We start from the raw sequence: 25,485 nt of genomic DNA, 5'->3' as shown, positions 1-25,485 counted from the left end.
CTGTACGGGTGACCAGGAGCCGCAACTGCGGTGGTGACAGGCGCGGCCCCTCTACCGTGCGGCCATGGACTCCACCCGATGCCCGAGCCGCTGCGCCGGGCGATCCATCACCTGGTCTCCGAGGGCGTGCAGAACTGCCAGGAGGTGCTGCGGTACACCGAGCCCGACCATGATGGGGCTATTTGAATCTCCCCACCTGCTGCTCAGCCGTGGGGCAAACCTGCTCTGTTGATCTCCCCACCCTTCGTGTGACCTGGTTCGGTCTTTTCGCGTGATGTTGCCCGGCGTGTCGAATGTGCCTGGGTGTGTCGTGGAGAGCCTGCGTGAGCCATGAGTTCGGCCTGGTCGGGGGCCTGAATGCTCACGCGGGAGGAAGACGTGGATGCTCACGCTCTGCGTCGCCAGGGATGGACGATCTCGGCGATCGCACGGCACCTGGGCCGGGATCGCAAGACGATCCGCGCCTATCTGAATGGTGAGCGGGTCCCCGGTCAGCGGCGTCAGGCGCCGGATGCGTTCGTGCCTTTCCTGCCGTATTGCCGACAACGGCTCGCGGACGATCCCCACGTGTGGGCCTCGACGCTGTTCGACGAGGTGACCGCGCTCGGCTATCAGAGTGCGTACTCGACGTTCACGCGGGCGCTTCGCCGTTATCAGGTCCGGCCGCACTGCGAGCCCTGTCACGCCTCCACCGGCCGCAATGTCGCGGTGATCGCGCACCCGCCGGGTGAGGAGATCCAGTTCGACTGGCTGGAGTTGCCCGATGCGCCGGAGGGGTGGGGAGTGGGTGAGCATGCCCATCTTCTGGTCGGGGCGCTCGCGCACTCGGGCCGGTGGCGGGCGGTTCTGTCGGAGTCGGAGGACTTCCCGCATCTGGTCCAGGCCCTGGACGAGGTGATGCGCAAGCTCGGCGGGACCACGCGCAGGTGGCGGTTCGACCGGATGGCGACGGTCTGTTACCCCTCCAGCGGGCAGATGACCGCGGCGTTCGCCGCGGTCGCGAAGTACTACGGGGCCGGGGTGGACATCTGCCCGCCCCGCCGCGGCAACCGCAAGGGCGTGGTGGAGAAGGCCAACCACTCGGCCGCGCAACGCTGGTGGCGCACGGTTCCCGACGGGTTGACCGTCGTCCAGGCCCAGTCCGGCGTCGACAAACTCGCCGTCAGGATGGACGAGCGGCGCCGCCGGATCGACGGCGTGGTGACCACGGTCGGTGAACTCGCCGCTGCCGAGCCGTTGTTGGACATCCCCGTTTGACCCTTCCCGGCCGAGCTGGAGGTCGAGCGCACGGTCAGCCCGCAGAGTCTGGTGCAGTTCGACGGCAACTTCTACTCCATGCCGCCGGGGCTGCCCGGAGTCCAGGTCAAGGTGTTGCACCGTTTGGGCAAGGACGACCTCCGGATCGCGACGGCGGGCCGGGCAGTGATCGCCCAGCACCGCCGGGCCCCGCGCGGCGCCGGGCAGACCGTCCGCGACGACGGCCACGTCATCGCGCTGGAGCGGGCGGTGCTGGCGTCGTTCTCCGACCGGGCCCCGTGCAAGAACAAGGTCCGCAAGCCGCCCTCGGAGGCCGCTCTCGCGGAAGCCGAGCGTCTGCGCGGGCAGACCGTGGCCGGCACTCCGGCCGAGCGGGTCGTGATCGACCTGTCCCACTATGCCGCCGTGGCCGACCGGCTGCGGAGTGTTCCCCCACCGACGAAGGAGGAGAACCCGGAGTGAGTACGTCGCCCATGCAGATGAGCGAAGCACGCCGCTTCCAGCAGCTGCGAGGCCACCTGTCCTACCTCAAACTCAACGACGCCGCCGAGGCGTTGAACCGGGTCCTGGACCAGGCCCGCACCGAACGAATGTCGCTGACCGCGGCCCTGGAACGCCTGCTCGAGATCGAGGTCGAGGCCACCGAAGCCCGCCGGCTCGCCGCCAGACTCCGCTTCGCCTGCCTGCCCGAACCGTGGACCCTCAACGACCTCGACTTCGCCGCCCAGCCCGGCGTCGACGAGAAACTCATCCGCGACCTGGCCACCCTGCGCTTCCTCGACGACGCCTCCAACGTGCTGTTCGTCGGCCCGCCCGGCGTCGGCAAGACCATGCTCGCGGTCGCCCTGGCCCGGGCCGCGGTCGAGGCAGGACACCGCGTCTACTTCACCACCGCCGCCGAACTGGCCGCGAAATGCCACAAAGCGGCCCTCGAAGGCCGCTGGAAGACCTGCATGAACTTCTTCGCCGGACCGAAACTCCCGGTCATCGACGAACTCGGCTACCTCCCCCTGCCCGAGGACGGAGCATCCGCCCTGTTCCAAGTGATCAACCAGAGGTATCTGAAATCCTCGACGATCTTGACGACGAACGTCGGGATCGCCGACTGGGCCGGCGCCTTCGGCGACGCCACGGTCGCCGCCGCGATGCTCGACCGGCTCCTGCACCGGGCCGCAGTCGCCGGCATCGACGGCCCCTCCTACCGGCTGCGCGGCCACCAGAACCAGGCCGAAGCCATCCGAGCCGGGGTGAACGCGCGTGTCTCCTGACAACACCCCCGACACCACCGAGGTCACGTCCGAGATGGCCCGCCGCTGCCCGGTCTGCGAGACCGTTTTCACCGTCGCCACCGCCACCAGCCGCCAGGTCTTCTGCTCACCCACCTGCAAGGAGACCAACCGCCAGAGCAAACCCGTCCAGCAGACCTGCCCCGTCTGCGAAAACGAGTTCACCACCACCGCGGGCCGCAAGCGCATCTACTGCACCGAAGAGTGCCGCATCGCCGCCCGTACCAGCGAAGACATCCGGGAAAAGCGCACCTGCCCCGTCTGCGACGACCCCTTCGAAACCCTGAAGACCACCCGCCAGATCTACTGTTCGCCGACCTGCCGCAAGGATGCCGAACGCAGACGCGACCAGGCTCGCGACGAAGACCGGGCCCGCCGGCTCGGCGAGGCCGCAAGTCCGCCCTCACTGCCGGAGCTGCCACCGCAGCCCAGACCCGTCAGCCGACCCTCATCACGCCAATCGGCCCTGGAACGCGACCCGTTCGAGCCGACCGCGACCCGGAACTGTGGACACGCCGCCGTTGAGTGTTGCTTTCGCCGGTGCACAGGGGTTTTGGGACACGCACCGACAGAAGAGCCGCTTGGCCGGTGTACGGAAACCTCTCGGAGCTGAGGCTTGCCCCTGCCCCATGGGGCAGGGCTTAGCGTCCGACCATGAATGCGACTCACCGTCTCGTACGCCTGGTCCGCCGCCCCGATGGATTGCCGACTCCGGACGACTTCACCCTGGTACAAGCGCCCATACCCCGTCCTGAGGCCGGCCAGGTGCTCGTCCGTAACACCCATTTTCTCGTCTTCCCGGGCTTGCGCACCCTCATCGGGGGCGAGACACGCGATGTCCCGCTGCCGCCCCTGCACCCTGGCGACACCCTGTTCGGCCCCGCGATCGGCGAGGTGGTCGACGGACCGCTGGAGAAGGGGCGGCTGGTGCTGCACCTTCAGGGGTGGCGGGAGTACGCGGCGCCTGCCGCCACCGAGTGCCGGCTGCTGGACGGCACCCTGCCCGACCCGGTGGACCATCTCGCCCAGGGTTCCGCGGCGTACGGCGCGCTGACCCGGCTGGCCGAGGTTCAGGAGGGAGACACCGTGTTCGTGACCGGCGCCGCCGGAGCCGTGGGCACCATGGCGGGCCAGATCGCCCGGCTACTGGGCGCCACCCGGGTGATCGGCAGCACCGGCTCACCGGAGAAGGCTCAGCGACTGGAGCGGGAGCTCGGCTATGACGCCACCGTGCTGCGCGGAGCGGGTTCCGTCGGCAGGCAACTCGCCCAGGCGACGCCGGACGGCATCGACGTCGTCCTGGACACCGTGGGCGGCGAATTGCTGACGGCCGCCGTCCACGCAGCGAACCGCGGCGCCCGGATCGCCCTGGTAGGTGCGTTGGACGGCCAGCTGTCCCCAGACCGAGCGGGTGGGAGTGCACCTGCCGTGCTCGACACCTACCGTCTGCTGACCAGGGGCATCACGATCGCCGGCTACAACGGCGTGGACCACCCGGACGTCGAGGCCGAGTGGGAGACCCGCTTCGAGGACTGGCTGCAGGCCGGAGACATCCACTTCCCGTACACCCCGGTCCGCGGAATGGAGCGCGCCCCGGGCGCGTTGCCCGAACTGATTGCCGGCCGCTCCTTCGGGGCGTCCATCGTGGAGTTGTAAGACAGGACGGGACGGGAGCGGACATGCGGATCGGCGAGGCAGCGGCTGCCGCTGGAACCACCCCGCGCGCTATGCGCCTGTACGAGGCACGCGGCCTGCTTCCGCCTCCGCCACGCACCTCGTCCGGCCAACGCGAATACGGCTTCGCCGAGGTGGCCCGCGTCCGCGTCATCCGCAGCCTCCTGGGGCTGGGCCTCACCCTGGAGGACATCCGCCGCCGCGCCCACCGACTGGACCTCCTCGTCCAGGAACAGCCGTCGGCCTCCTGCGCCGGCCGCCCCGGCGAGTTCAGTGACGTCGTGGCCGATCGCCTTGCGGCCCTGGACGCAGAGATCACACGCCTCACACACCTGCGGCAGGGTCTCGCCGCAGCTGCAGAAGGGTCACCAGGTGCCGCATGCTCGCCGGCCCCTCACAGCGACAGCGTGCCTGCACCTACGCCTGAGCGCTGATCTGTCTCCCCAAGTCGGGTGCCACATGGTCCAGGCCTGCCGCCGTGCACGACGCCCGACGTGGCCGCCCTTCGAGAGCAATGCCGCCACGCTTCCGAACCCCGGAGGTTAGAACTCAAGTTGAGCTCTTTTAACCCGCTGCGTGCAGTGGTCCGAGGCCAGAGTGTCGGTGACCGGTGATACCTGTAGGGCGTGGAAGATGCGATTTCGGGTGCGATAGCCGTCCTGCGTGAAGCCTTTCCGGCAGAGGTCCGTCACCGCCCTTTGGACAGGGAAGAGCTTCGGGTGTGGGAGCGAGGGCACGGGGTGATGTTGCCTGAGCCGTATCGCACTTTCGTGACCGAGATCGCGAACGGTACCGACGATGGTCCGCCTGACGAATGTGGTCTGCTGCCCCTGGGAGAGAAACCGGACAGCTGGGCCGTCTGGGAAGCGGACTGCTGGATGAGCCCGGAACCGTTCGATGGCGCCGCCGTACGCGTGCCCGGCCAGCCCTTCCCTCTTGAGGAGGAATGGCAGTGGGAGTACGACTACTACGACCACACCCGCCACTCGTCTCTGTTGCACCGGACCTACCAGCACGGCTCGGTGCTGCTGGGCAGCGACAGACCCGGTGAGTACTGGACGCTGGTGGTGACCGGGCCGCAACGCGGCCGGGTGTGGTGGCTCAGAGACGGATGCGCCGCACCCTATGCCGACCGCCCGTCCGATCAGCCGGGGGGCGATTTCCTGCACTGGGTGAGGGACTGGCATGTCGGACAGGGCTGGTGGCGGACCGAGTAGTGACGAACTGTTCGACCTGGTGGACGCGTTGCTGTGCGCGGACGGGCCGGTGACGGCGCCGGTGGACCTGACGCTGGTGGCTGAACACCGGCGCGGGCACGGTGCCATGTACGACGCGCTGAACCGCGGGAACGTCGGCGTGCCCCGGCTGCGCCAGGTGCTGGCCGGCCTGCCCATGCCGCAGGCAGCCGACGGGCGCCTGGTCCTCGCGGTCGACATCAGCCACTGGCTCCGCCCAGATGCCCCCACCAGCGCCGACCGTCTGTTCTGCCACGTCTACGGCCGCAGCGGCCGGTCCTCGGACCAGTTCATACCCGGCTGGCCGTACTCCTTCGTCGCCGCCCTGGAATCGGGCCGGACGTCCTGGTGCCAGCTCCTGGACGCCGTGCGTCTCGGGCCGGACGACGACGTCGCCGAGGTCACGGCCGCCCAGGTCCACCGGGTGGTCGTGGATCTGATCGAGATGGGCCGGTGGCACGTCGGCGACCGCGACATCCTGGTCGTCTTCGACGCCGGCTACGACGCCCCACGCATGGCGCACCTCCTGGCCGGGCTGCCGGTGGAGGTCCTTGGACTAATGCGCACGGACCGGGTGATGCGCAAGCCGGTCCCGGTGCCCTGGATCTCCCCGCCGCAGGGCGGACGGCCGCGGAAACACGGCAAGGAGTTCCGCTTCACCAAGCCAGAGACCTGGGGCGAACCCGACGCTGCAACGACACAAGTCACCGACCGGTACGGCACCGCCCGAGCAATGGCCTGGGACCGCATCCACCCCCGGCTGACCACTCGCTCCGCCTGGATCGACCACACCGGTGAACTTCCCATCATCGAGGGCACCTTGATCCGCCTCCAGGTCAACTGCCTGCCCGGTGGTGGGGACCCACTGCCTGTCTGGTTGTGGTCCTCTGCCACCGGCCTGACCGGCGAGGGCATCGATATGCGCTGGCAGGCGTTCCTGAGGAGATTCGACCTGGAGCACACCTTCCGGCTGATGAAGCAGACCCTCGGATGGACCCGGCCGAAGCTCCGCACCCCCGGGGCCGGCGACCGCTGGACGTGGCTCGTGATCGCCGCCAACACCCAACTCCGGCTCACCCGCGAAGCCGCGGCGGATCTCCGCCGGCCCTGGGAGAGGCCGGCCGAGCCCGCACGACTCACCCCGGCCCGTGTCCGCCGGGGGTTTCGGCACCTCCGCCCGCACCTGGCCTGTCCGGCCCGTGCACCTAAACCATCAACACCCGGACCAGGAAGGCCGCTAGGCTCCAAGAATCGCCGCCCTGCGCCCCGCTATGACGTCGGGAAGACGACCAGACGACCAGACGACCCGAGAGCGTCATCGAGCGCGACAGCATCAGAGGTTAAAAAAACAAGCTCAGCTTGAGTTTTAACGTTCTTCGCTGCGTTGTCTGCCAATGGATGATCGAGACCGTCACGTAGGCGGCGCCTGTGATCGCCCCTCTCTCTGAGCGGCATATGGTTTCGGAACACCGGTGGAGTGAAGCCTCGTTCTGTCGGTGTTTCACAACTCGTTCTTCGCGGAGCGCAGCGATCAACCAGGAGTCCCCACTACGCCGGCGGCCGTGCCTGTTGGCCGTCCGTCTCCACTAGCCGGCGGATCGTGTCCAAGTCCAGAGCCGGATTCGCAGCCGCGGCGTGGGCCAACTCCTCGTCGTCGAGGAGTACTGCCAGCCGGGACTGCGGAAGATTCGGGTGGCGCGTCGCCGCAGACCTCACGGCAGGGTCCGGATCCTGGGTGAGCCGCTCCATGGCTTCCGGCTCAGTTTCGGGGTCGCGTGCGGCCAAGGCCCGGCCCTCAGAGTCCTCGTGGTCGGCGAAGGCCGCCAGTCCGTCGGTCGGAAAGTTAGGCCGGGTAGTGAGGTGGCTGCGCTCGGGGCCGGTGTACTCGAGGAAGCTGCGCAGCAGAAGCGGCGCGGGAGCGTCTGGATGGTTCTGGGCCAGCAGGACGCGCACGCCAAGGTCGTCGTCGGCGGCCAGGCGCACCACAAGGTCCGGCGACAGCAGGTGGTCCCTGGCTGCTTGCCGGCGCAGCAGTGGGTGGCTGGAGAGCGCGTTCCGACGGATGGTCCCGGGATCCCGCGGCACCTCGGGCGCAGGGTGGAAGACGAAGGGGTGGTCCATGGGGACCTGGTAGTCGATCTGGGCCCGTTCCTCCTCGTTCAGTGCTGGGTGGACGGACACGGCCAGCCGGACGTTGGGGTCGGGGTCCGTCGCGAGCGCGTGGCGCTCGGCCGGTCCCAAGTCCGCGCGGTACGCGACCCTCGTGCGCACGTCCGGGTCTGGATCGCCGACGAGTGCGCGGCGCTCGGCGGGTCTGAGGTCTGCGCGCTGCGCGATCAGGCCCCGTATCTCCGGAATCGGATCGGCGGCCAGGAGAACCACTGCGTCGGGAGGGAGGGTGGGGTTGACGGCGATCATCGCCTTGTCCTCCTTGCCGGCCGGACTAGCGAGGACGCCGTGCACTACGCCTGTGCTGAGGGCGTGGTGGAGCAGCATGTCCGTGCGGGCGTGGCACGGTCGGTCAGGGAGCGCGCTCTCCACCCACGCCGGATCCTGGTACCGCGCATGCCGCTGCGCTGTCTCCCGGACCGTGTCGTCGGGGTCTCTTAGCAGTGCGGCACGTGTCTCAGCGGACAGCAGCGCCCACATGCCGACCCCCCAACGGCGGACCTTCGCGATCGGATGCGTGGGCATGGATCGGCGCAGCCCGGTGGAGATCTGCCGGTGAAAGAAACCGCCCAGGAGTTCGTCGTCATACGTGCTGATCATATGGACGACGGCCTCGTCGGGCAGGGGTCTGGGCGAGGCGGGGTTGGCCACTCGGGGTCCGTCGGCGAGGTGGGCGCGGACGAACCAGTCGGGATCGTCCAGCAGTCGAACTCGCTGGGCCGGATCAACATAGGGGTTACGCGCGAAGAAGCTGCGGGTGTAGGCGTCGGGGTGCTCGATCACCGCGTCGACGACGGCGTCGGGCAGGATGCGGTCCCGGCACAGCACCATCCGTACTGCGAGCGGAGCGTCGGCGAGCAGCCGCAGCAGGATGCTCTCCGGCGCGGACGGGTTGAGAGCCAGCCCGGCGAGCCGACGTGTGGGGAGATCAGCGTCCGCCCAAATTCGCTCAGGCGTAGGCATGTTTGTGCCCCCCAAGGTGTCAACCGGCCTATTGGCGCTCCTTGTCCGCGATCTTAGCCGCCTTGCTCAGCGACGGGCCGAGCGTTGGGTTTAGCGCCGTCTGGGCCCATCCGGAGATGCCAGAGACGCGGGCTTCCCGAGTCCGAGCGGATGGAGTGCATGCCATGCGAACTGCAGTATTCACGTCAAGAGGGCCTGTTGGCACCGGGCGATAGTTACTGAGATTAAAAGTCAAGTCAGAAGCTGTTTCAGAACCGGTGATCTGTGACGTTCAGTGACTGAGCGGGGAAGGCTGGCAGGTCGGTACCTACTTGAGGCATGCACCCCAGCACCGCCCAGAAGTGGGCGAATTAGAGCCTGTCTCCCGGTCTCACCTGGCCATGACCGATGAGTTTGGCGGACCACTACGGTGTACTTCCGCGCCAACCTGGTGATCTTGAAAAGGGTGAGGTGAGTGCGCTCCGCTGACGTCAACGGACTTCCCTTACGCGGGGCTGGTCTCCTGGTGGGTGAGGCGCGCGGTGAGGAACGCCCGCTCAGCCTCGTTGCCGGTCAGCTCCAGGGCTTGCCGGTAGGCGGCCGCCGCCTCGTCCGTACGGCCGAGGCGCCGTAGCAGGTCCGCCTTGATAGCCGGCAGGTATTGGTACCGGGCGAGCCGGCTGTCCAGCTCCAGCGCCTCGACCTGCGCCAGCGCGACCGCCGGCCCGTGGGCCATCGACACCGGAACGGTCCGGTTCAGTGCGACGACCGGTGAGGGCCAGAGCGACAGCAGCCTGTCGTAGATGGTCACGATCTGTGGCCAGTCCGTCTCCTCGTACGTCGGTGCCTCGGCGTACAGCGAGGCGATCGCCGCCTGCAGCAGGTAGCGCCCCGCGCGGCCGCCGTGCAGCCCGGCCACGATCAACTCGTGCGCCTCGTCCAGGGCGGTGCGGTCCCACAGTGAGCGGTCCTGCTCGGCAAGTTGCAGCAGCCGGCCGTCGGCGCTGGTCCGGGTGGCGCGCCGGGCGTCGGTGACCAGGATCAGTGCGAGCAGCCCGCGGACCTCGGGCTCGTCGGGCATGAGGTCCCGAAGTGTGCGGGCCAGGTGCAGAGCGCGGTCGGCCAGGTCGGTGCGCATGAGCGCGGGGCCTGATGGGGCGGTGTGCCCGGCGGTGAACGGCAGGTGGAGCACGCCGAGCACGGCTGTCAGTCGGTCCGGAAGTTCCGCCGGGCGTGGCACCCGGTAGGGGATGCGGGCGGCGGAGATCCTCTTCTTCGCCCGGGTGATGGGGGCGGCCATCGTCTGTTCCGATACCAGTAGCGCCCGGGCGACGTCCGGTGTCGGGAGCCCGCACACCAGCCGCAGCGTGAGCGCGAGTTGCGCCTCCTGCGCGAGCGCGGGGTGGCAGCAGGTGAAGATGAGTCGCAGCCGTTCGTCGGGGACGACATCCTCCGGGTCCACGGCCTCCCCCTCCGTCTGTTCGTCCGCCTCGTCCAGGGCGAGCTCGTCGACGGCCCCTTCGGGCTCCACCAGCAGCGGCATTTTCGAGCGGAACGTCCGCTCCCGGCGGATCGCGTCCATCGCCCGGCGCTTTGCCGCGGTGGTCAACCACGCCTCGGGGTTGCCCGGGATCCCGTCGCGTTCCCAGGCCGACAGCGCCGCGGCGTAGGCCTCCTGTACGCATTCCTCGGCCAGGTCCAGGTCGCGGGCGACGCGCACTGTCGCGGCGAGCACGAGGGCCCACTCGCGCCGGTGCGCGTCGGCGACCGCCTGCCTCGCGTCCGTCGCAGCCGTCATCGGGCGAGGGGCGCGATGCCGCCCGCGATGGGCCGCACCTCGACACCGCCGCGGCCCCACTGGACGGCCGGGTTCCGACGGGCCAGCTCCAGGGCGGCGTCCAAGTCGGGAGCCTCGACGATGCAGACACCGGCGATGACTTCCTTGGAGTCGATGAAGGGGCCGTCGGTGATCACGTCACCGCGCAGCGAGGTGGCGGTGTCGGTGGACTGCAGCGCGTATGCCGTGATCATGGCGCCGGAGTCGATGAGGTCGTCGGCGTGCCGCTTGCTCGCCGCCTGCTGCTCGGGCGTGTAGTCGCCGGCCGCGGGGTTGTCGAAGATGAGGATCGCGTACTGGGCCATAACGGGTCTCCCTGGCTGTGTGTCTGGTCGGTACGCCTCTACGTCGGACGGGCGACGCGAATTCGACAGACCGTACGCGAACTTTTTCAGATGCCCCGGGCCGCTGCGGCTATGGTGCCTCGGCCGCTGAGGGCCGTCAGTCCTGGCATGACGACGTTCGTCCCGACGTTCCACACCCCTGGCTATGACGGCTACCGGCGCCCTCGGTACTCCTCAAGTCCCGAGTTAAGCATCCGCGGAATACTGCCTACCCACCAGTTCGCCTCTGAGACCGTCGAGCCATGCGAGTACCGGGTCTGGCTGACCCCTGCCCAGGCACGGCCGATCGACGGCGTCCGCTACGACCGAGTCCCCACCTATCCGTTGCACCGAGAGGAGCGACCGCACAGGCGGCCGACCGATGGGCCTGGAAAATCCACCGGGAACCGGCCGTCGGCGGCCGCCCCGGCGCGTTCGTCGTGCACGTGTGGGACTGCGAGGAAGCGCCCGCCGACGGTGCGGAGCTGACAGTGCTCGATGCGCTCGATGTCCTGCGCCGTCCCGGCGCCGTGGCCTGCCCGGAATGCCAGGCGGACATCGCCTTCGGACCACTCACCTGACCCGTCCCCGTCCCCGCCCGGTCGCGCGCCCGCCGCTCACGACTTCGGCGAGGTGACCGCGGATGCACTGGTGGGTTGCTGGCAAGCCGCGCACAGCTGGAGGCGGCCCCCGGGTTTGACGACAGTGCCCCATCCGTTGCAGGTCACGCAGTCCCGGGCCAGGGCGAGGTCTGGGCGGGGGGCCAGGCTGTGAGAGTCGGGACGGGCTATGTGATCCATGCGGTGGAGCCTCCCAGCAGGGTGGCGAGCGACGGGCGCATTCCCACCCTGCCAACATCCAGGCCCAATATGTCTGATAAATCCGCAATGTTTGGGCCAAGGATCCCCAAACGGATTGCCAGCTAGAGCGCAGGCCGGCCTTCCCCGAAGGGACCGGTGTCCAGCGGATGGCGCATGCAGGGGCGGACAGCCAGGCGCGGCACCCGCACTTTCTGGCCGATGAAGCGGGCCGACACCGAGTAGTGGCACTGCCGGACCGTGGCTCGTCCCCAGCGCCTGGGTGGCCTTCCCAGGCGCTGGGACCCCGCGCTCAGGTGCTGACACCTGGTGTGGATGATCGGGCGCATGCTGGTTGAGTCCGTGTCCGTCGCCGCGCTGATCGTGGTGCTGGTGTGCGCCGTCATCCGTCCGTTCCGGTGGCCCGAGGCGGTCTTCGCGGTGCCCTGCGCCGTCCTCGTGGCCGTCTGCGGCGCCACCCCGTTCGACCACGTACGGCAGGAGGCTGAGCGGCTGGGCCCCGTCATTGGTTTCCTGGCCGCTGTTTTGGTGCTGGCCAAGCTCTGCGACGACGAGGGACTCTTCCATGCCTGCGGTACCTGGATGGCCCGCTGGGCCCACCGCCGTCCACGACGGCTGCTCGGGGTGGTGTTCGCCCTCGCGTCGGTGATCACAGCGGCGCTGAGTCTGGATGCCACCGTCGTCCTGCTGACCCCCGTCGTGTTCGCCACGGCCGCGCGCATGGGTGCCCGGCCCAAGCCCCACGTCTATGCCAGCGCGCACCTGTCGAACACGGCCTCCCTGCTGCTTCCGGTCTCCAACCTGACCAACCTGCTGGCCTTTACCGCGTCCGGGCTGACGTTCAGCCGCCACGGCCGCACGGTGGTGGGGGTGGGGGTCATCGGGGTCCTGCCTTCGCGAGGGTCCAGCAGCGGGTGGCCGCGTGGTGGGACAGGCGGGCGATCTCGCCTGCGGGCAGCGCCCGCAAGGCGGGGTTGAACAGCTCCACCGACACCGGCCCGGCATAGCCGGCCCGGGCCAGGGCGTCGGCGAAGGCCGGCCAGGGCACGGTCCCGTCTCCGGGGAACAGGCGTTGGCTGTCGGTGAGTTCACCGGCGGTGGGGCTGGCCGGGGTGTCGGCGATCTGTACGTGCGCGACGGTGCCCGGGGGGAGGCCGGTGATGTGGGCCGGGTCGGCTCCGGCGGCCGCCCAGTGGAAGGAGTCCACCAGCAGCCCGGCGTGGTCGGTGTCGGTGTCGTCGAGCAGTTCGGCCAGCTGCGGCAGGGTGTCGGCAACTGGGTGCGGGCCGTCCAGCTCGGGCGGCAGCCCGGCGCGGACGCTGACGGCTTCGATGGCGAGCCGCACTCCGTGCACGGCGGCCGCGGTGGCGAGCTGGGCGATCCGCTTGCGCGCGACGGCCCGCGCCTTGGTGGTGTGGAGCGGGGAGCGGGGGTTGAGGACGGTCGTGGCGATGGTGCAGCCCAGCGCGGTCATGGCCTTGAGTCGGCCGTCCAGATCGTCCAGGCAGGCGCGGTAGGTGTCCGGGGCGGTCAGCAGCGGGGCGGGCAGGACGGGTCCGGCGGGCAGGATGCCGCTCGCGGCGGTCACCTTCACGCCGAGCTCCTGGAGCAGGTCGCGTAACCGGGCGGGGCCGTGGGCCTGGGCCTGCTGGATGGAGACTTCGGCCGTGGGAAATCCGGCGCCCGCGGCCAGGGCGAGGAACGTCGGCAGCGGGATGCCGGAGAGGGTGGCCGGGTTGAGGCAGGGCACGAACCGCCCGGTGACGTCGTCGGTGACGGGCGCGGTCATGCCGTGGCCAGCTTTCCCTCGAGCAGCTGCTCGCGCAGCGTGCCCAGGTCTGCCATGACGTCGGCGATGACCCGCCGGACGCGGGCGGCGCCGAGGGGGTTGGGCCCGGAGCTCTGCACGATCGCCTGCCAGGGGTCGGTCAGGTCCCGGCCGGACTGGGAGACGAGCGCGACCGCGCAGTCCAGCCCGGTTTCCTCGTGCAGTCGGCGCGCGGCTTCGGCGGCGGCCAGGTTGTAGAGCTTGCCGACGTGGTAGACGGGGTTCTTGCCGGAGACGCCTTCGGCGGACCAGGGCCTCAGCATGCTGATCAGGCCGTTGGCGCGGTTGCCGCGGCCGACGACGCCTTCGTCACCGGACTCGATGCTGGAGCCGGTGGCCGTCAGGTACAGCTCGGGCCGGGTGTCGTCGTCGCGGGTGTTGACGGAGACCGTGACGTGGTGTTCGGGCGCGATCCTGCCGGCGAGTTCGGTGATCAGGTCTCGGGCGCGGGTCCGGTGGGCGATGTAGGTGTCCAGGTCCGGGGTCTCGGAGGCGATCTGCGGCACGCATGCGGTCAGCTGCACGCGCGGGCCGTGGCGGACGACCATGACCTTGATGTCGGTGCCGTAGTAGGGGTGTTCGGCGCGGAACGCCTCGCTCGTCAGGTGTTCCGCGATGCCGAGGGCGAGCTGCTCGCCGACCCCGAGCGGCCAGTAGGCGACGCCGGCGCTGGTGTCGTTGGAGAACATGCGGTGCCGTTCGGCGAGGTCGTCCAGTGTGCGCGGGGCGAACCACCGCTGGCGGGAGGCCTCGCGCGGGGCGGCATCCGGGGCACTGACGGCGCCGGGGCTGGAGGCCTGGGTTAGTCGCGGCCGTACATCGACCCACCGGTCGACGTCGAGTAGCGGCAGGGCCTGGGCGAGGTAGTCGCGCGCGGCGGTGGTGACGATGGCGGCGACCGGAATGGCGTGGTCGCCGAGGGCGGCGGTGATGCGCCCGTTGACCAGGACCTGGACGGGCACGGTGAGCTCGCCGTGCCCGAAGCGCACGTCGGCGGCCCCGCCCAGCAGGGAAGTCTTGTCGGTGTTGTGGTGCAGGATCGCGCCGAACTCCTCGAGGCAGTAGCGGCTGTAGGCGCGGGAGATCGCCTCTGCCACTCCGTCGGCGAGGGTGTCGGGGTGACCGGCCCCCTTGCGTTCGACGACTTCGACGCCCAACAGGGCCGAAGCGGCGGTCAGTCCGGCCGTCGTGGTCACGTCCATGCGGGAATCTCCTTCTCGGGGGCGTGCTGGGCGAGGGCGATGGGGCGGCGGCCGAGTAAGCACAGGCGGCCACGTTCGAGGTGATAGGCGCTGATCCGGGCGAGGTCGCGGGCGCCTTCGACGGCGCGGGCACGGTCCAGGAAGGTCCACCCGGCGGCGAGGTTGATGACGGCGGCGTGCACCGCGTCGCTGCCGGCCTGGATCGCGGCGGGCTCCACGATCACGCTCAGGTGCATCCGGGCGACGCACACGCCGTGCCCGGCGCCCTGGCGCACGAAGTACCGCAGGGTGGTCTCCTGGCGGTAGATGGGGTGGGAGGCGACGGCGGCCGGCTCGATGAGGGTCTGGTGGCCGGCCTGGCGGGCCCGGTCGATGAACTCGAGGTCCTCGCAGTCGCCCATCCACCGCCCGCGGCGCCCGAGATCGGTACGGAACAGGCCGATGTCGAGCGCGGTCTGGCGGTGGAAGAGCAGGTTGCAGCCGGTGACCCAGTACGGCCACACGGCCGGCGCCCGGTCCTCGGGCCAGTCCACCGCGCCGTGGCACTCGCGCAGTGCCTTCGTCAACGCCGTGATCTGGCCGCCCGGGTAGGTGACGTGGGTGCGGCCGCCGACGGCGAACACCTTCTCTTCCTCGATCGCGGTGACGAGGGCCTGCAGCCAGCCGGGTTCGGGGGTGATGTCGGGGTCGGTGATGGCGACGTACTGTCCGCGGGCCGCGCAGATTCCGCGGTTGCGGCCCGCGCTCAACCCTGGGGTCGGCTCGTACAGCACCCGCACGGGAAACGGCCAGTCGCCGTCGCGTACGGCGTCAGCGATCGGCCGGACGGGGCCGGGCGGGTCGTTGTCGACGACGACCGCTTCCATCTGTCCGCCGGGCAGCGTCTGCGCTGCCAGCCTATTCAGCAGACTTCGCACGTTCGCGGTGTTTCCGCGGGCGCTGACGACCACGGACACCAGCGGCGTATCCGACTGTGCTGCCATCGGTGCTCCTCTCTTCCCAAGCTCCAGTGGGATCCCGTTGCCGCGCGCTGCGGCACGAGAAGACGAGAATGGGCTCAACTGTTCGACTGGGTCGAGCAGTTGGAGGGGGTCCCGCAGGGGTCCCGCCACCGCGCAGGAGTAACCGGTCCTGTGCGCTGGGTGATTGGATGAAGGTGTGGAAGAGACCACCCGTCACCCGCTGGCCCTGGCGCGGCTCGCGCTCGGCATGACGATGGACGAGCTCGTCTCCGGTATTCGTGCCGCTGCCGCCCGGCGTGGTCTGCGCTCAGGCACGGACGAGGCGCGGGTGCGTAAATGGCAACGTGGCGTCGAGCCCAGCGAGGAATCCCAGATCTACATCGCCGAAGCGCTCGGCTGGCCCGCGGACATCGTTCGTGCCGCCGACTGGCCGACCCTGGCGGCGTCCCTGTCCCAGACCGTCGCCTGGGACCGCTTCGACCTGGGCCGCCACACCCACGCCAGCCAGTACTGGATCGCCGGCCTGCACAACGCCCACGAGGCAGGGGACCACGACATGGGCGCCGGTCTTCTGGGCGACCTCGCTTGTGCACGACCGGTCAGTGACCTCGTACCTGTACGGTCCGCGGGTGTTGAGTCGAAATCGCTGGTCCGTCCACTTCACCTCGCGGGACTTACCGCAGCCGCGTGATGAGCTCTGGTACCTGCAGATTCGTCCTGAGGAGTGGGAGTGCTGGCTCGATGACCAGGGCATTCCTGACGGAACGCCGTACTTGCTGTCACCCCGGTACGTCTACGACGTTGACCTGAACTCGTACCTCCATCGGGTGGACTATCTCGAGGGTCCGCTGAACAGCCAGAGGAACCGGGCGAGGGCCCTGGCTGGCTACTTTACGTTCCTGCACCAGGCCCGCTGGGCCAAGGACTGGCGTGATGCGACGGAGGATGACCACCGGGCCTACCGCCACTGGCGGCGTCAGGACGCGAAAGGGCCTCGCATCGGCGGCGCGACCTGGAGCCAGGACATCTCGCACGTGTTCCAGTTCTACAAGCACGCGAAGCGGCAGAAGTGGGTCGCCGAGATCCCGATCCCCCTGCGAGAGGCCAAAGAGAGGGCGACCTCGTCAGGCGGCCGGCCCGTCGTCACGGAGAGGAAGAAGGTCCCGGCGTCCTACGCGCACGATGAGGGTGGCGAGAGGATCGAGTGGCTACCGGCTGCGGCCTACCGGCGCTGGCGGGACGTGGGGGTACGGGGATACGACCGCGACGGGCTGCCGAGGGACAACTTCCGGGGCCGATGGGCTTCGCGCAACGCGACGTTCACGGACATGCTGGTCCGCGGCGGCATGCGGCTCGAGGAACAGTCCACCCTGCTGAAGTCCGAGATCCCGCTGGGTGAGGGGCCGCCCGGATACAGCAAGTTCTGGCTTCCGAAGTCGATCGCGAAGCGGGAGTCCGCCCGGGGGCTCTATGCGCCGGCCTCCTCGCGTCGGGACCTGACGGCCTACGCCCTCGAGGACCGGGCCCTGGTGGTGGAGGAGGCCCAGGCCGCAGGCCGCTACCGGCGGATCCGCCGACCGTTGGTGATCTCGGACCCGGAATTTCCGCGCCTTGCCCAGTACACCTCGGGGGCGATGGCCGGGCAGCGGGTGGACGTGCGTCTGCTCGGCCCGCTGGAACGTCGCCGGCTGCTGGTGGACACCGAGCAGGGCCTCGAGCCGGCGATGTTCTGGCTCGGCGAAGACGGGATGCCGCTGGCCTTGTCGACCTGGAAGGACATGTTCACCGCGGCCAACCAGCGCTGCGAGGAGGCCGGGCTGGAGGAGAGGGCGCACGCCCACCTCTGCAGGCACACCTTCGCCGTGATCACTCTGGAACAGCTCCAGCGCGGCCACCTCGCGGCGCTCGGCGAGATGAATCCGGCCCAGCGCCAGCACTACCAGAAGATCTTCGGAGACCCGGTGGACTGGATCCGCCGCAGGCTCGGTCACGCCTCGCAATTGTCGACCCTGATCTATCTGCATGCGCTACAGGAACTGGAGATGGAGACGCGCATGGCCCTTGTCCCGGACACCTGGGAGGACCCGCGGGACACCCCGGTCGTCGAGCTCGGCGACGGGACGCCACCCGCCGACCTGCCCGAAGGAGCGGTGACGCGGTGAGTCGGCGCCACGGCCGGGGCAGCACCGGACCAGGCCGCCCGGCCGCGACACCTTCCGGAGCCTACGAGGCCCCGCCGCTGGTCAGGACGGACGCGGCGGACTCCCTGGCCGTCGACTTCCACGGCGAGGACGGCCGCAGCCGCACCTTCGACTTCAGTACGCTGCCGATGCCGGGCTGGCGTCTGTTCCTGGCCCGGTCGGTCGCCCTGCGGACCGGCTACAGCGGCGGCGCCAGGACCCTGGAGAGCTCGCGGCATGCCTGGAACGCGGTCCAGAACTGGGCCGAGTTCCTGCCGTCCCTCGACCCGCCGCCCGGGTCTTCGCAGCAGTTGACCCGCGCACACGTCGACGCCTACCGGGGCCGCACGGACATTTCCCCGCGAACGAAGTACTCGATGCTGCTGGAGCTGCGCACGCAGTTCACCGACCCACAGCTGAAGGACGACTTCCCGGCCGAGGCACTGGACGCGTTCAACCGGCGCCTGCCGAAGCCACCGGCACAGCCGGTCGGGGGCTACTCGATCGGGGAACTGGACCGGCTGACGGCCGCGGCAAGGGCTGACACCGCGCGGATCGCCCGGCGCCTGCGGGCCAGCGAGGACCTGCTGCGACGCTATCGCGAGGACCCCGGCAAGCTCGGCGAGGACGACCTTCAGCGGGGCGAGATGCTGGCCTTGATGGCCGACAGCGGCGTCGTCCCAGAGCCCGCCCGACGCCGCCAGGAACGGCAGGCCCAGAGAGTCGCCTTCGCCTCCGAGCTGTTCCTGACCTGGAAGGACCTGGCACCCCTGGTGGTCCTCCTGATGATCGTCACCGAGCGGAACGGAGAGTCGGTCAAGGAGTTGCCGGTCAACCACCGGCTGCTGGAAGACCGCGCCGTCGAGTTGACCGTGGTCAAACGCCGCCGGGGCGCCAAGCGCTGGTTCGAGACGGTGACCTGGGAGATCGGACCGAAGAACCGTGAACTGCACACGCCCGGCGGCCTCTATCTCCTGCTGCTGGAGCTGACCGCCCGCGGCCGGGCCTTCTGCGGCGCCACCACCGCGTTCGCGCTCTGGCGCAACAATCACCGCGACGGCAACACGGGTATCGCGGAGCACTGGGCTCCGTTCGAGGCAGACCTCGGCCACGGATCCGCGATGAAGATCTCCGCCTGGGCAGCGGAGCGTCCCAAGCCGGTGTTGGCGGACCCACCGCCGAGGAAGAACGGCAAGCAGCCACCGGCACCGCCACTGCGGATCACTTTCAACCAGATCAAGACCAGCGTGGATGCCCGCCGCACCCGGCAGATGGGCGGCCACCTGCCGTCCTCCGCAAAGAGCAACACCGCCCAGGTCCTCTACGCCAACTATCTCAAGCCGGCCGAACCGACCCGGGAGTGGGCCGCGGAGGTCGTCTCCGAAGCGCTCGTGGACGCCGAACGTGCCGCCGCCGACGCCCACAGGCGAGCCGCCGAACGCCGCGGCGGCGGCCCGAAGGTCCTGCCCGAGGCTGGCACCGCGCACGACCTGGAGGAGGCCGGCATGACCCCGGACACCGCCCGCAAACTGGCGGGCGGCGAACTGGACACGGCCTGGACCGCCTGCGAGGACCATGATCACAACCCGGAGACCCAGGCGCCATGCGGCGACTCATTCCTGGACTGCTTCCACTGCGGGAACTGCCTGGTCACCCGCACCCACCTGCCCAAACTTCTCGGCCTCCTCGACAGCCTCGGCGCCCTGCGACAGCGGATGAACGAGATCGACTGGTGGAAGCGCTACGGCCCGGCCTGGATCGCGATCCGGCGCGACATCCTCACCAAGTTCTCGCCGGCCGAGGTCGCCAAGGAACGCAAGAACCCCCTGCCCGACGCTCTCCTCGACCTCGTCGAAGCCCCCTGGGAACAGCCATGAGCCTTGCCACGTTCGCCGCTTCCCCGCCTGCCGATCTCGCCCTGCAGAACATCCACGTCCTGCACGGCCGCCAGCTGCGGCCCGGGTTCCGGCTGGAAGACACCTCCCGCTACGGCGAAGACATCTGGCGGCTCTGGCCCGCCCAGCTCAAAGCGCACGACGCCGCACTCATCCTGAACTTCCCGAGCCTTCCGCAGCGGTTCCGGTCGGCGGCGAAGAAGCTCTTCTACCACTTGCTGTCCGTCGAACCGCCGGACGGCGAGTCCTCGCCGGGCATCACCTCCATCAGGATCACCTTCACCCACATGAAGGCATTCCTGACCTGGCTGGACAAACGTTGGGAACTGCACCGCACTGACCTGTCCACCCTCACCCCGGACGACCTGGCCGCCTACCGCAAGCAGCTCAACGTGCTCTATCCCTGGTCTTCTGACCGCCGGACGATCGCGAGAGGCGTCATCCGGCTCCTCTGGCGCTGGCGGTTCCACCTCGACGAGCATGCACTCTCCTTCGACCCGCTCCACATCCCGGAGTGGGGTGAGTCGAAGGCGCCCCGCCGTGGCGAGAACGCCACCGACCGGCTCCCCGAGGAGACGATGGGACCGCTGCTGGGCTGGGCCCTGCGGTTCGTCGACGAGTTCGCCTCGGACATCCTGGCCGCCGACGCCAACTGGCGGGCCGTCCGCACCGACACGCTCCGCCGGCGTCGAGGCGACCTGGGTCGTCGGCGAGCCCGTCGCCCGGGCCATCGACGTCCTCGAACGCCTCCAACCAACCGAGACCGACTTCCTCTTCGCCCGCCTCCGTCACGGATCCGACGCCAAGAAGGGATCGGCCGACGCTCTCACCACCAAGGCGACGGGCACACAGATCAATAGATTCATCACCTACGTCAATCAGCTCTGCGACACCTCCGGCCGGTCCGACAGCATCCCTGCAGCCGGTCGCAGCCGCACCGGGTTTAAGACCAGCGTCTTCCGGCGCACGCTCGCGTGGTTCATCGCACGACGGCCCGGCGGAGTCGTCGCCGGAGCCCTGCAATATCGGCATCAATCAATCCAAATGTTCGAAGGATACGCGGGCACCAGCGCCTCCGGATTCCGGGCAGAAGTCGAGAGCGAACAGGCCCTCGCCCGCGGCGAGACCTACATCGCGATGATCGACGCCCACGAACACACCGACCTGACCGGCCCATCGGCCGAAGAGGTCGCCCGGCGACTCGGCGAGTTCGGCGAACGAGCCCAGTTCCAGGGACAGATCGCGCTCGACAAGCATCGCCTGAAGCGGATCATGAAACGGCATGACCCAGCGATCTATCCCGGCGAATACATCACCTGCGTCCGCGACCCCGCCAAGGCCCTCTGTGACAAGGCGAAGCGCGGCGGAAGCGATGGACTTCCCGACCACGGCGGCTGCAAGCCCCTGGCCTGCAGAAATGTTGCCCTCACCCCGGAGAACGTCGCTGCCTGGATGCGGGAACTGGCTGGCCTGGAGAAGAGGATGGCGGCCCGGCCGACCATGCCTCCCCTCCTGCGGCACCGTCTCCAGCAGCGTCACGCCGAGATCACCGAGTTCCTGGCCGCCAACACCGGCGCGGAGCCCCTCGCATGACCGCCCGCGTCTCTGACCTGCCTGAAGCCCTGGTCCGCAAGCGGATGGCGGAGATGATCGAGACCTGCCGGCAGACCAACACCAAACCCAGCGTCCTGAAGCTGGCCCAACAACTCGGCTTGAGCAACACCACGTTCCGCCGCCGCTTCCCCGACATCGCCCAAGAGCTCGGCACCCTCCGGTCCACCCCTGCCGATCCCGCCGACGGGCCCACCATGCACGACAGGCTCATCGCCCGGAACGCGAAACTCCGCCGCCGGAACCAGGAGCTGACCTCAGACCTCGCTCTCGCCGTTGCCCAGCTCCAGCAGCTTGCACTGACCAACGAACAGCTACGCGAGGCGCTTGAGGGTGCTTCCGCGGTCACGAGGATCCACTCCAAGAGAGGATGTCGATGAGAGGGGCAACCCGCAGAAGACGGGGCGCCTCGTAGGCTTTGCGCAGTCCGCTGTAGCCGGTGCTGGCCGAACCCTGGAAGTACAGGGCACCGATGGGCTCGTACAGCGCGAGCACGCCGTCGATGTCCCCGGCCTCGGCACGCTCGAGCCACAGCCGGCCCAGATCCTCGGGCTTGTGCGCCTTTTCGCGACCGTCTTCGGTGACCGCCGGCTTCTAGGCCTGCGCCGGGTTCTGGGAGAACATGTACTTGTGGATGCGCCACCCGTCCGGGGTGCGACGCAGCACGAACAGCTCGCGGAAGTAGGCCTGGGTGCGAGTGCCGTCGGCCACGGCAATCACCGTGACGGGCTGCTCGGATCGGACGATCGCGATCTCGTCGTAGACCTCGGTCGAGACCACCTCCACGTTGACCTCCATCCCGATGGCGGCGAAGGTGCTGGCGTAGAAGGAGTCAACGGCGTCGCGGCCGCGCAGGCTGGGCAAGTTCTCGGGGATGATCTCGGGGGGATCGCCGAGATAAGCGCAGAAGCCGCCAATAGTTGATCTTGAGGTTCGGCGATCGTCGGCCGTCACCCATTCAGCTCAGTGTCGTTGGTGTGATGTTGACCGTCGTCTGGGCCGGGGTGGGTTGTGACCTCGATCGAACGGACCGCGTATCCGCGGTTCAAGCGGCTGATCACCGCGCATGAGCTGCATCTGTTCTTCGCGCCGACCCGGGAGGAGGCGGCGTGGGCGGCTGAGCGGATGGATTCCGACGGCCATCAGCTCGCGCTGCTGCTGGCGTTGAAGTCCTATCAGCGGATGGGTCGGTTCCCGAAGCCGGACGAGTACCCGGAGATGGTGGTCGACTTCGTCCGCCGCGCGGTGGAGCTGCCGGAGGGGACCGTGCCGTTGTGGGCGACGGGCCGGACGGCGGAGCGGCAGCGTACGGAGGTGCGCCGCCAGGTGGGGGCGACGTACGACCAGGCCGAGGCCCGCCGGATCGCTGAGGCGTCGATCCGGAAGGAGGCCGCGGCGAAGAACCGCCCGGCTGATCTGATCAACATTGCGCTGGAGAGGGTCGTGGGGGCCGGGCTGGAGCTGCCGGCGTTCTCCACGCTCGACGCGATGGCCTCGACGGTCCGCAAGGAGGTGAACGCGTCGATCTGCACGGGGATCTACGACCGGATGAGCGCGGTGGAGCGGGCGGGGCTGCTGCGGCTGTTGGAGGAACGCGACTCGGATGGCACCACGCAGTACAACCGGCTGAAGAAGTCCGCGCAGAGCCCGACCTGGTCGCACTTCAAGCGGCTGATCACCCATCTGGACTGGGTGGATGCCCTGGGCGACACCGGGGTGTGGATGGACGGTGTCGCCTCGCGGAAGGTCACGGACTTCGCCGGGGAGGCGGACGCGGCGGAAGCCTCCGAGCTCAAGGCGTACGTGCCGGTCAGGCGGGTCGCGCTGATGGCGTGTCTGGCGCACAAGGCGAGGATGCGGGTCCGTGACGAGCTGGCGCTGATGTTCTGCAAGCGCATGGGCACGAAGGTCAAGAGGGCGAAGGAGGAGCTGGAGGAGATCCGGCTCGCCGAGCGGGAGATGACCGAGGCGCTGATCGGCAACTACCGCAGTGTGCTGAAGGACATCGACGACGGCGGCCCGGCCCAGGCCGCGCTGGCGAAGGCCGCCGAGATGACCGCCGGGGCCGTGGACGCCCTTCAGGGGCTGGACGAACAGGCGTCGCTCGAGGAGGTCGCCCGTCGCCTGGGCGGAGAGGTCTCCCCGGCCGTCCTCGCCCTGATGAAGGCCGTGGTGGTGCAGGCCGGCGGGCTCGGCGCGGTCACGAAGACCGTGGAGAGCTTCGGCGGGTTCGCGAAGCAGTACGAGCAGATCGAGAAGGTCTCCGCCCACCACGGCAACTTTTGGGAGGTGTTGCTGTACGGGCAGATCGGCCGGGACCGGGCGCTGATGTTCGACCTGGCCGAGAAACTTCAGTTCACCGCCACCTCGGAGGACGGGCGGGTGCTGGACGCGCTCGCGCACGCGCAGCGCAACGAGGCCGCTCGTGGCGAGTACATCAGCGCGATCGGCGAGGACGGCAGGCGCATCGACATCTCCTTCGCCACGCAGAACTGGCAGAAGGCCGTGGTCGACAAGACGCGGCCGGGGCAGTTCGTTCGCAAGCACTTCGAGGCGATGGTGTTCACCTGCCTCGCCGAGGAACTGCGCACGGGCGATGTGGCGGTGGTCGGCTCGGAGGAGTACGCCGATTGGTCGGGGCAGCTGCTTACGTGGGAGGTCGTGGAGGAAAAGCTGCCCGCCTACCTGGTGGAGGTCGGGCTCGCCGAGGAGGGTGAGGCCGACGGGTTTGACGCCGGGTCCTTCCGCCGGCAGCTGGAGGACCGGCTGCGGGCTGCCGCCGCGGCGGCGGACGCCGGGTATCCGGACAACGAGAGCCTGGTGATCGACCCGGCCACCGGCATCCCCTCGCTCAAGGCGCACCGCTCGGAGGGACAGCGCCCGTCGGCGAAGCGGCTGGAGCAGGAGATCAAGGCGCGGATGCCGGAGCGCACGCTGATCGGGATTTGTGCCCGGACCGCGTACTGGGTGGAGTGGTGGCGCCGCTTCGGCCCGCCCTCGGGCAACGATCCGAAACTTGCCGACCCGTTCGGCCGGTACGTGCTCACCACGTTCGTCAAGGGCACCAACATGGGCCCGTACGAGGCGGCCCGCCACATCCCCGGCGTGAGCGGGCATGAGCTGGCGTACACGGCGAACCGGCACTTCTCTCTCGTACTGCTAAACGAGGCCATCGCCGACCTGGTCAACGCGCACGCGCGCCTGGACATCTCGCAGGCGTGGGGCGACGGGACCGCCGTGGCCGCGGACGGCACCCACATGGACACCTACCTCGACAACCTGCTCGCCGAGACCAGCGTGCGGTACGGGAAGCCGGGAGGCATCGCCTACCACCACATCTCGGACACCTACATCGCGCTGTTCACGCACTTCATCCCGTGCGGGGTGTGGGAGGCCGTCTACATCATCGAGGGCTTGCTCAAGAACTCCTCCGAGGTCAAGCCCACCACCGTGCACGCGGACACCCAGGGCCAGTCGCTGCCTGTCTTCACCTTGGCGCACCTGCTGGGCTTCGACCTGATGCCCAGGATCAGGAACTGGAAGGGCCTGACCTTCTACCGGCCCAGCAAGCAGAGCGAGTACGTGCACATCGACGCCCTGTTCGGCGAGGCGGGCAAGAACGTCATCGACTTCGACCTGATCGAGTCCCAGTTCCGGCACCTGATGCGGGTGGCCGTCTCCGTACGCGAGGGCGCGATCTCCTCGGCGACGCTGCTGAAGAGGCTGCGTTCCGGGTCGCACAAGAATGCCACGTATGTGGCCTTCCGCGAGGTCGGCCGCGTCATCCGTACCGTGCAACTGCTGCGGTACCTGACGGACGCACCGCTGCGCCGGCGGGTGACCGCGGCGACGAACAAGGTTGAGTCGTTCAACCGCTTCTCCCAGTGGGTCGGCTTCGGCAACCAGGGCGTCATCGCCGACAACGACCCCGTCGAGCAGGAGAAGGCGATGAAATTCAACTCGCTGCTCACGAACGCGGTCATCTTCCACAACGCCCTGGACATCGCCGAGATCGTCCGCCAGCTCCTGGAAGAGGGGTGGGAGATCGATTCCGAGGACCTGGCCCACATCTCGCCGTACCTGACCGAGCACATCAAACGGTTCGGCGAGTACAGCACGCACGAACTCGGCATAGAGCCCGAGGCGTACGACCCGAAGCTCGACGTCGACTTCACCCCGCTGCGCGAGCGGGACCCCACCGCAGTCGGCTTCGGCCAGGCCGCCTAACCCGTACTGCGCCGGTCGTCAATTCGGATGGTTCGGGTC

Annotated in this window: 22 protein-coding genes and 2 pseudogenes; 17 read left to right on the top strand and 7 right to left on the bottom strand. The window is 69.1% G+C overall.

What is annotated here, in order from left to right:
• Nucleotides 1-357: 357 nt before the first annotated feature.
• The 8 genes and pseudogenes from CLM62_RS37085 (at nt 358) to CLM62_RS37055 (ending at nt 6,815) form a co-directional block, all read left to right on the top strand.
• Entirely contained in the window at nt 358-1,257 is a 900-nt protein-coding gene (locus CLM62_RS37085) for an IS21 family transposase (protein ID WP_257004306.1), read from the top strand.
• Between the two features lie 12 nt (nt 1,258-1,269).
• Nucleotides 1,270-1,719: pseudogene (locus CLM62_RS52265) on the top strand (transposase); the annotation flags it as partial.
• Nucleotides 1,716-2,525, top strand: a complete 810-nt coding sequence (gene istB, locus CLM62_RS37080) for an IS21-like element helper ATPase IstB (RefSeq protein WP_257004304.1) — start codon at nt 1,716-1,718, stop codon at nt 2,523-2,525. The pseudogene CLM62_RS52265 and the gene istB, both read left to right, overlap by 4 nt.
• The gene (locus tag CLM62_RS37075) at nt 2,515-3,156 is read left to right on the top strand and encodes a hypothetical protein (protein ID WP_095754289.1); all 642 of its coding nucleotides are present in this window, start codon (nt 2,515-2,517) and stop codon (nt 3,154-3,156) included. The genes istB and CLM62_RS37075 overlap by 11 nt, the downstream gene beginning before the upstream one ends.
• A 41-nt stretch (nt 3,157-3,197) precedes the next feature.
• Nucleotides 3,198-4,199: an NADP-dependent oxidoreductase gene (locus CLM62_RS37070; RefSeq protein ID WP_095754288.1), complete on the top strand. Its 1,002-nt coding sequence runs from the start codon at nt 3,198-3,200 to the stop codon at nt 4,197-4,199.
• 23 nt (nt 4,200-4,222) lie between these two features.
• Complete coding sequence (locus CLM62_RS37065; RefSeq protein ID WP_095754287.1) at nt 4,223-4,651, top strand: MerR family transcriptional regulator; 429 nt, start codon at nt 4,223-4,225, stop codon at nt 4,649-4,651.
• A 336-nt stretch (nt 4,652-4,987) separates the two neighbouring features.
• Nucleotides 4,988-5,434, top strand: a complete 447-nt coding sequence (locus CLM62_RS37060) for a hypothetical protein (protein WP_143659214.1) — start codon at nt 4,988-4,990, stop codon at nt 5,432-5,434.
• Nucleotides 5,403-6,815 carry an NF041680 family putative transposase gene (locus CLM62_RS37055; RefSeq protein WP_095754285.1) on the top strand — a complete coding sequence of 471 codons (1,413 nt, stop codon included), beginning with the start codon at nt 5,403-5,405 and terminating at the stop codon, nt 6,813-6,815. The genes CLM62_RS37060 and CLM62_RS37055 overlap by 32 nt, the downstream gene beginning before the upstream one ends.
• A gap of 185 nt (nt 6,816-7,000) precedes the next feature.
• On the opposite strand, the gene CLM62_RS37050 is transcribed toward CLM62_RS37055, so the two are convergent.
• The 3 genes from CLM62_RS37050 to CLM62_RS37040 form a co-directional block, all read right to left on the bottom strand.
• Nucleotides 7,001-8,584, bottom strand: a complete 1,584-nt coding sequence (locus CLM62_RS37050) for a hypothetical protein (protein ID WP_095754300.1) — start codon at nt 8,582-8,584, stop codon at nt 7,001-7,003.
• 484 nt (nt 8,585-9,068) lie between these two features.
• Nucleotides 9,069-10,361: a sigma-70 family RNA polymerase sigma factor gene (locus CLM62_RS37045; RefSeq protein ID WP_218835656.1), complete on the bottom strand. Its 1,293-nt coding sequence runs from the start codon at nt 10,359-10,361 to the stop codon at nt 9,069-9,071.
• The gene (locus tag CLM62_RS37040) at nt 10,358-10,705 is read right to left on the bottom strand and encodes a YciI family protein (protein ID WP_095754284.1); all 348 of its coding nucleotides are present in this window, start codon (nt 10,703-10,705) and stop codon (nt 10,358-10,360) included. Before CLM62_RS37040 ends, CLM62_RS37045 begins: the two co-directional genes overlap by 4 nt.
• Before the next feature lie 281 nt (nt 10,706-10,986).
• Here CLM62_RS37040 and CLM62_RS52260 point away from each other — a divergent pair, with 281 nt between their 5' ends.
• Nucleotides 10,987-11,304, top strand: coding sequence for a DUF6233 domain-containing protein (locus CLM62_RS52260; RefSeq protein ID WP_257004303.1), 318 nt, complete (start codon nt 10,987-10,989; stop codon nt 11,302-11,304).
• A gap of 552 nt (nt 11,305-11,856) precedes the next feature.
• A pseudogene (locus CLM62_RS37030) lies at nt 11,857-12,390 on the top strand (SLC13 family permease); the annotation flags it as partial.
• A gap of 28 nt (nt 12,391-12,418) precedes the next feature.
• On the opposite strand, the gene CLM62_RS37025 reads toward CLM62_RS37030, so the two are convergent.
• The 3 genes from CLM62_RS37025 to CLM62_RS37015 are packed head-to-tail and all read right to left on the bottom strand — an operon-like array spanning nt 12,419 to nt 15,554.
• Nucleotides 12,419-13,330 carry a sugar phosphate isomerase/epimerase gene (locus CLM62_RS37025; protein ID WP_095754283.1) on the bottom strand — a complete coding sequence of 304 codons (912 nt, stop codon included), beginning with the start codon at nt 13,328-13,330 and terminating at the stop codon, nt 12,419-12,421.
• On the bottom strand, nt 13,327-14,571 hold the full coding sequence (locus tag CLM62_RS37020) for a methionine adenosyltransferase (protein WP_095754282.1): 1,245 nt from the start codon (nt 14,569-14,571) through the stop codon (nt 13,327-13,329). The genes CLM62_RS37025 and CLM62_RS37020 overlap by 4 nt, the downstream gene beginning before the upstream one ends.
• The gene (locus tag CLM62_RS37015) at nt 14,562-15,554 is read right to left on the bottom strand and encodes a glycosyltransferase family 2 protein (RefSeq protein ID WP_095754281.1); all 993 of its coding nucleotides are present in this window, start codon (nt 15,552-15,554) and stop codon (nt 14,562-14,564) included. The genes CLM62_RS37020 and CLM62_RS37015 overlap by 10 nt, the downstream gene beginning before the upstream one ends.
• Before the next feature lie 175 nt (nt 15,555-15,729).
• Here CLM62_RS37015 and CLM62_RS37010 point away from each other — a divergent pair, with 175 nt between their 5' ends.
• The 6 genes from CLM62_RS37010 to CLM62_RS36985 all read left to right on the top strand — a co-directional run bounded on the left by CLM62_RS37010 (nt 15,730) and on the right by CLM62_RS36985 (nt 21,599).
• Entirely contained in the window at nt 15,730-16,224 is a 495-nt protein-coding gene (locus CLM62_RS37010; protein ID WP_095754280.1) for a hypothetical protein, read from the top strand.
• An 82-nt stretch (nt 16,225-16,306) separates the two neighbouring features.
• Nucleotides 16,307-17,695 (top strand): integrase, encoded by a 1,389-nt coding sequence (locus CLM62_RS37005; protein WP_179382394.1) that lies wholly within the window; start codon nt 16,307-16,309, stop codon nt 17,693-17,695.
• On the top strand, nt 17,692-19,590 hold the full coding sequence (locus tag CLM62_RS37000; protein WP_095754279.1) for a hypothetical protein: 1,899 nt from the start codon (nt 17,692-17,694) through the stop codon (nt 19,588-19,590). Before CLM62_RS37005 ends, CLM62_RS37000 begins: the two co-directional genes overlap by 4 nt.
• Nucleotides 19,587-20,468, top strand: a complete 882-nt coding sequence (locus CLM62_RS36995; RefSeq protein WP_095754278.1) for a hypothetical protein — start codon at nt 19,587-19,589, stop codon at nt 20,466-20,468. The genes CLM62_RS37000 and CLM62_RS36995 overlap by 4 nt, the downstream gene beginning before the upstream one ends.
• Before the next feature lie 184 nt (nt 20,469-20,652).
• Complete coding sequence (locus CLM62_RS36990; RefSeq protein ID WP_095754277.1) at nt 20,653-21,201, top strand: hypothetical protein; 549 nt, start codon at nt 20,653-20,655, stop codon at nt 21,199-21,201.
• Entirely contained in the window at nt 21,198-21,599 is a 402-nt protein-coding gene (locus CLM62_RS36985) for a hypothetical protein (RefSeq protein ID WP_095754276.1), read from the top strand. The genes CLM62_RS36990 and CLM62_RS36985 overlap by 4 nt, the downstream gene beginning before the upstream one ends.
• Before the next feature lie 214 nt (nt 21,600-21,813).
• Here the strand turns inward: CLM62_RS36985 and CLM62_RS36980 are convergent, their stop codons facing one another.
• Nucleotides 21,814-22,173: a nuclear transport factor 2 family protein gene (locus tag CLM62_RS36980; RefSeq protein WP_095754275.1), complete on the bottom strand. Its 360-nt coding sequence runs from the start codon at nt 22,171-22,173 to the stop codon at nt 21,814-21,816.
• A gap of 57 nt (nt 22,174-22,230) precedes the next feature.
• On the opposite strand from CLM62_RS36980, the gene CLM62_RS36975 reads away from it, so the two are divergent.
• Nucleotides 22,231-25,446: a Tn3 family transposase gene (locus tag CLM62_RS36975; protein ID WP_095754274.1), complete on the top strand. Its 3,216-nt coding sequence runs from the start codon at nt 22,231-22,233 to the stop codon at nt 25,444-25,446.
• The last annotated feature ends 39 nt before the right edge of the window (nt 25,447-25,485 follow it).

This window comes from Streptomyces sp. SA15 (assembly GCF_002291145.1).
Taxonomy (GTDB): Bacteria; Actinomycetota; Actinomycetes; order Streptomycetales; family Streptomycetaceae; genus Streptomyces.
This window is presented reverse-complemented; position numbering and strand designations above follow the sequence as displayed.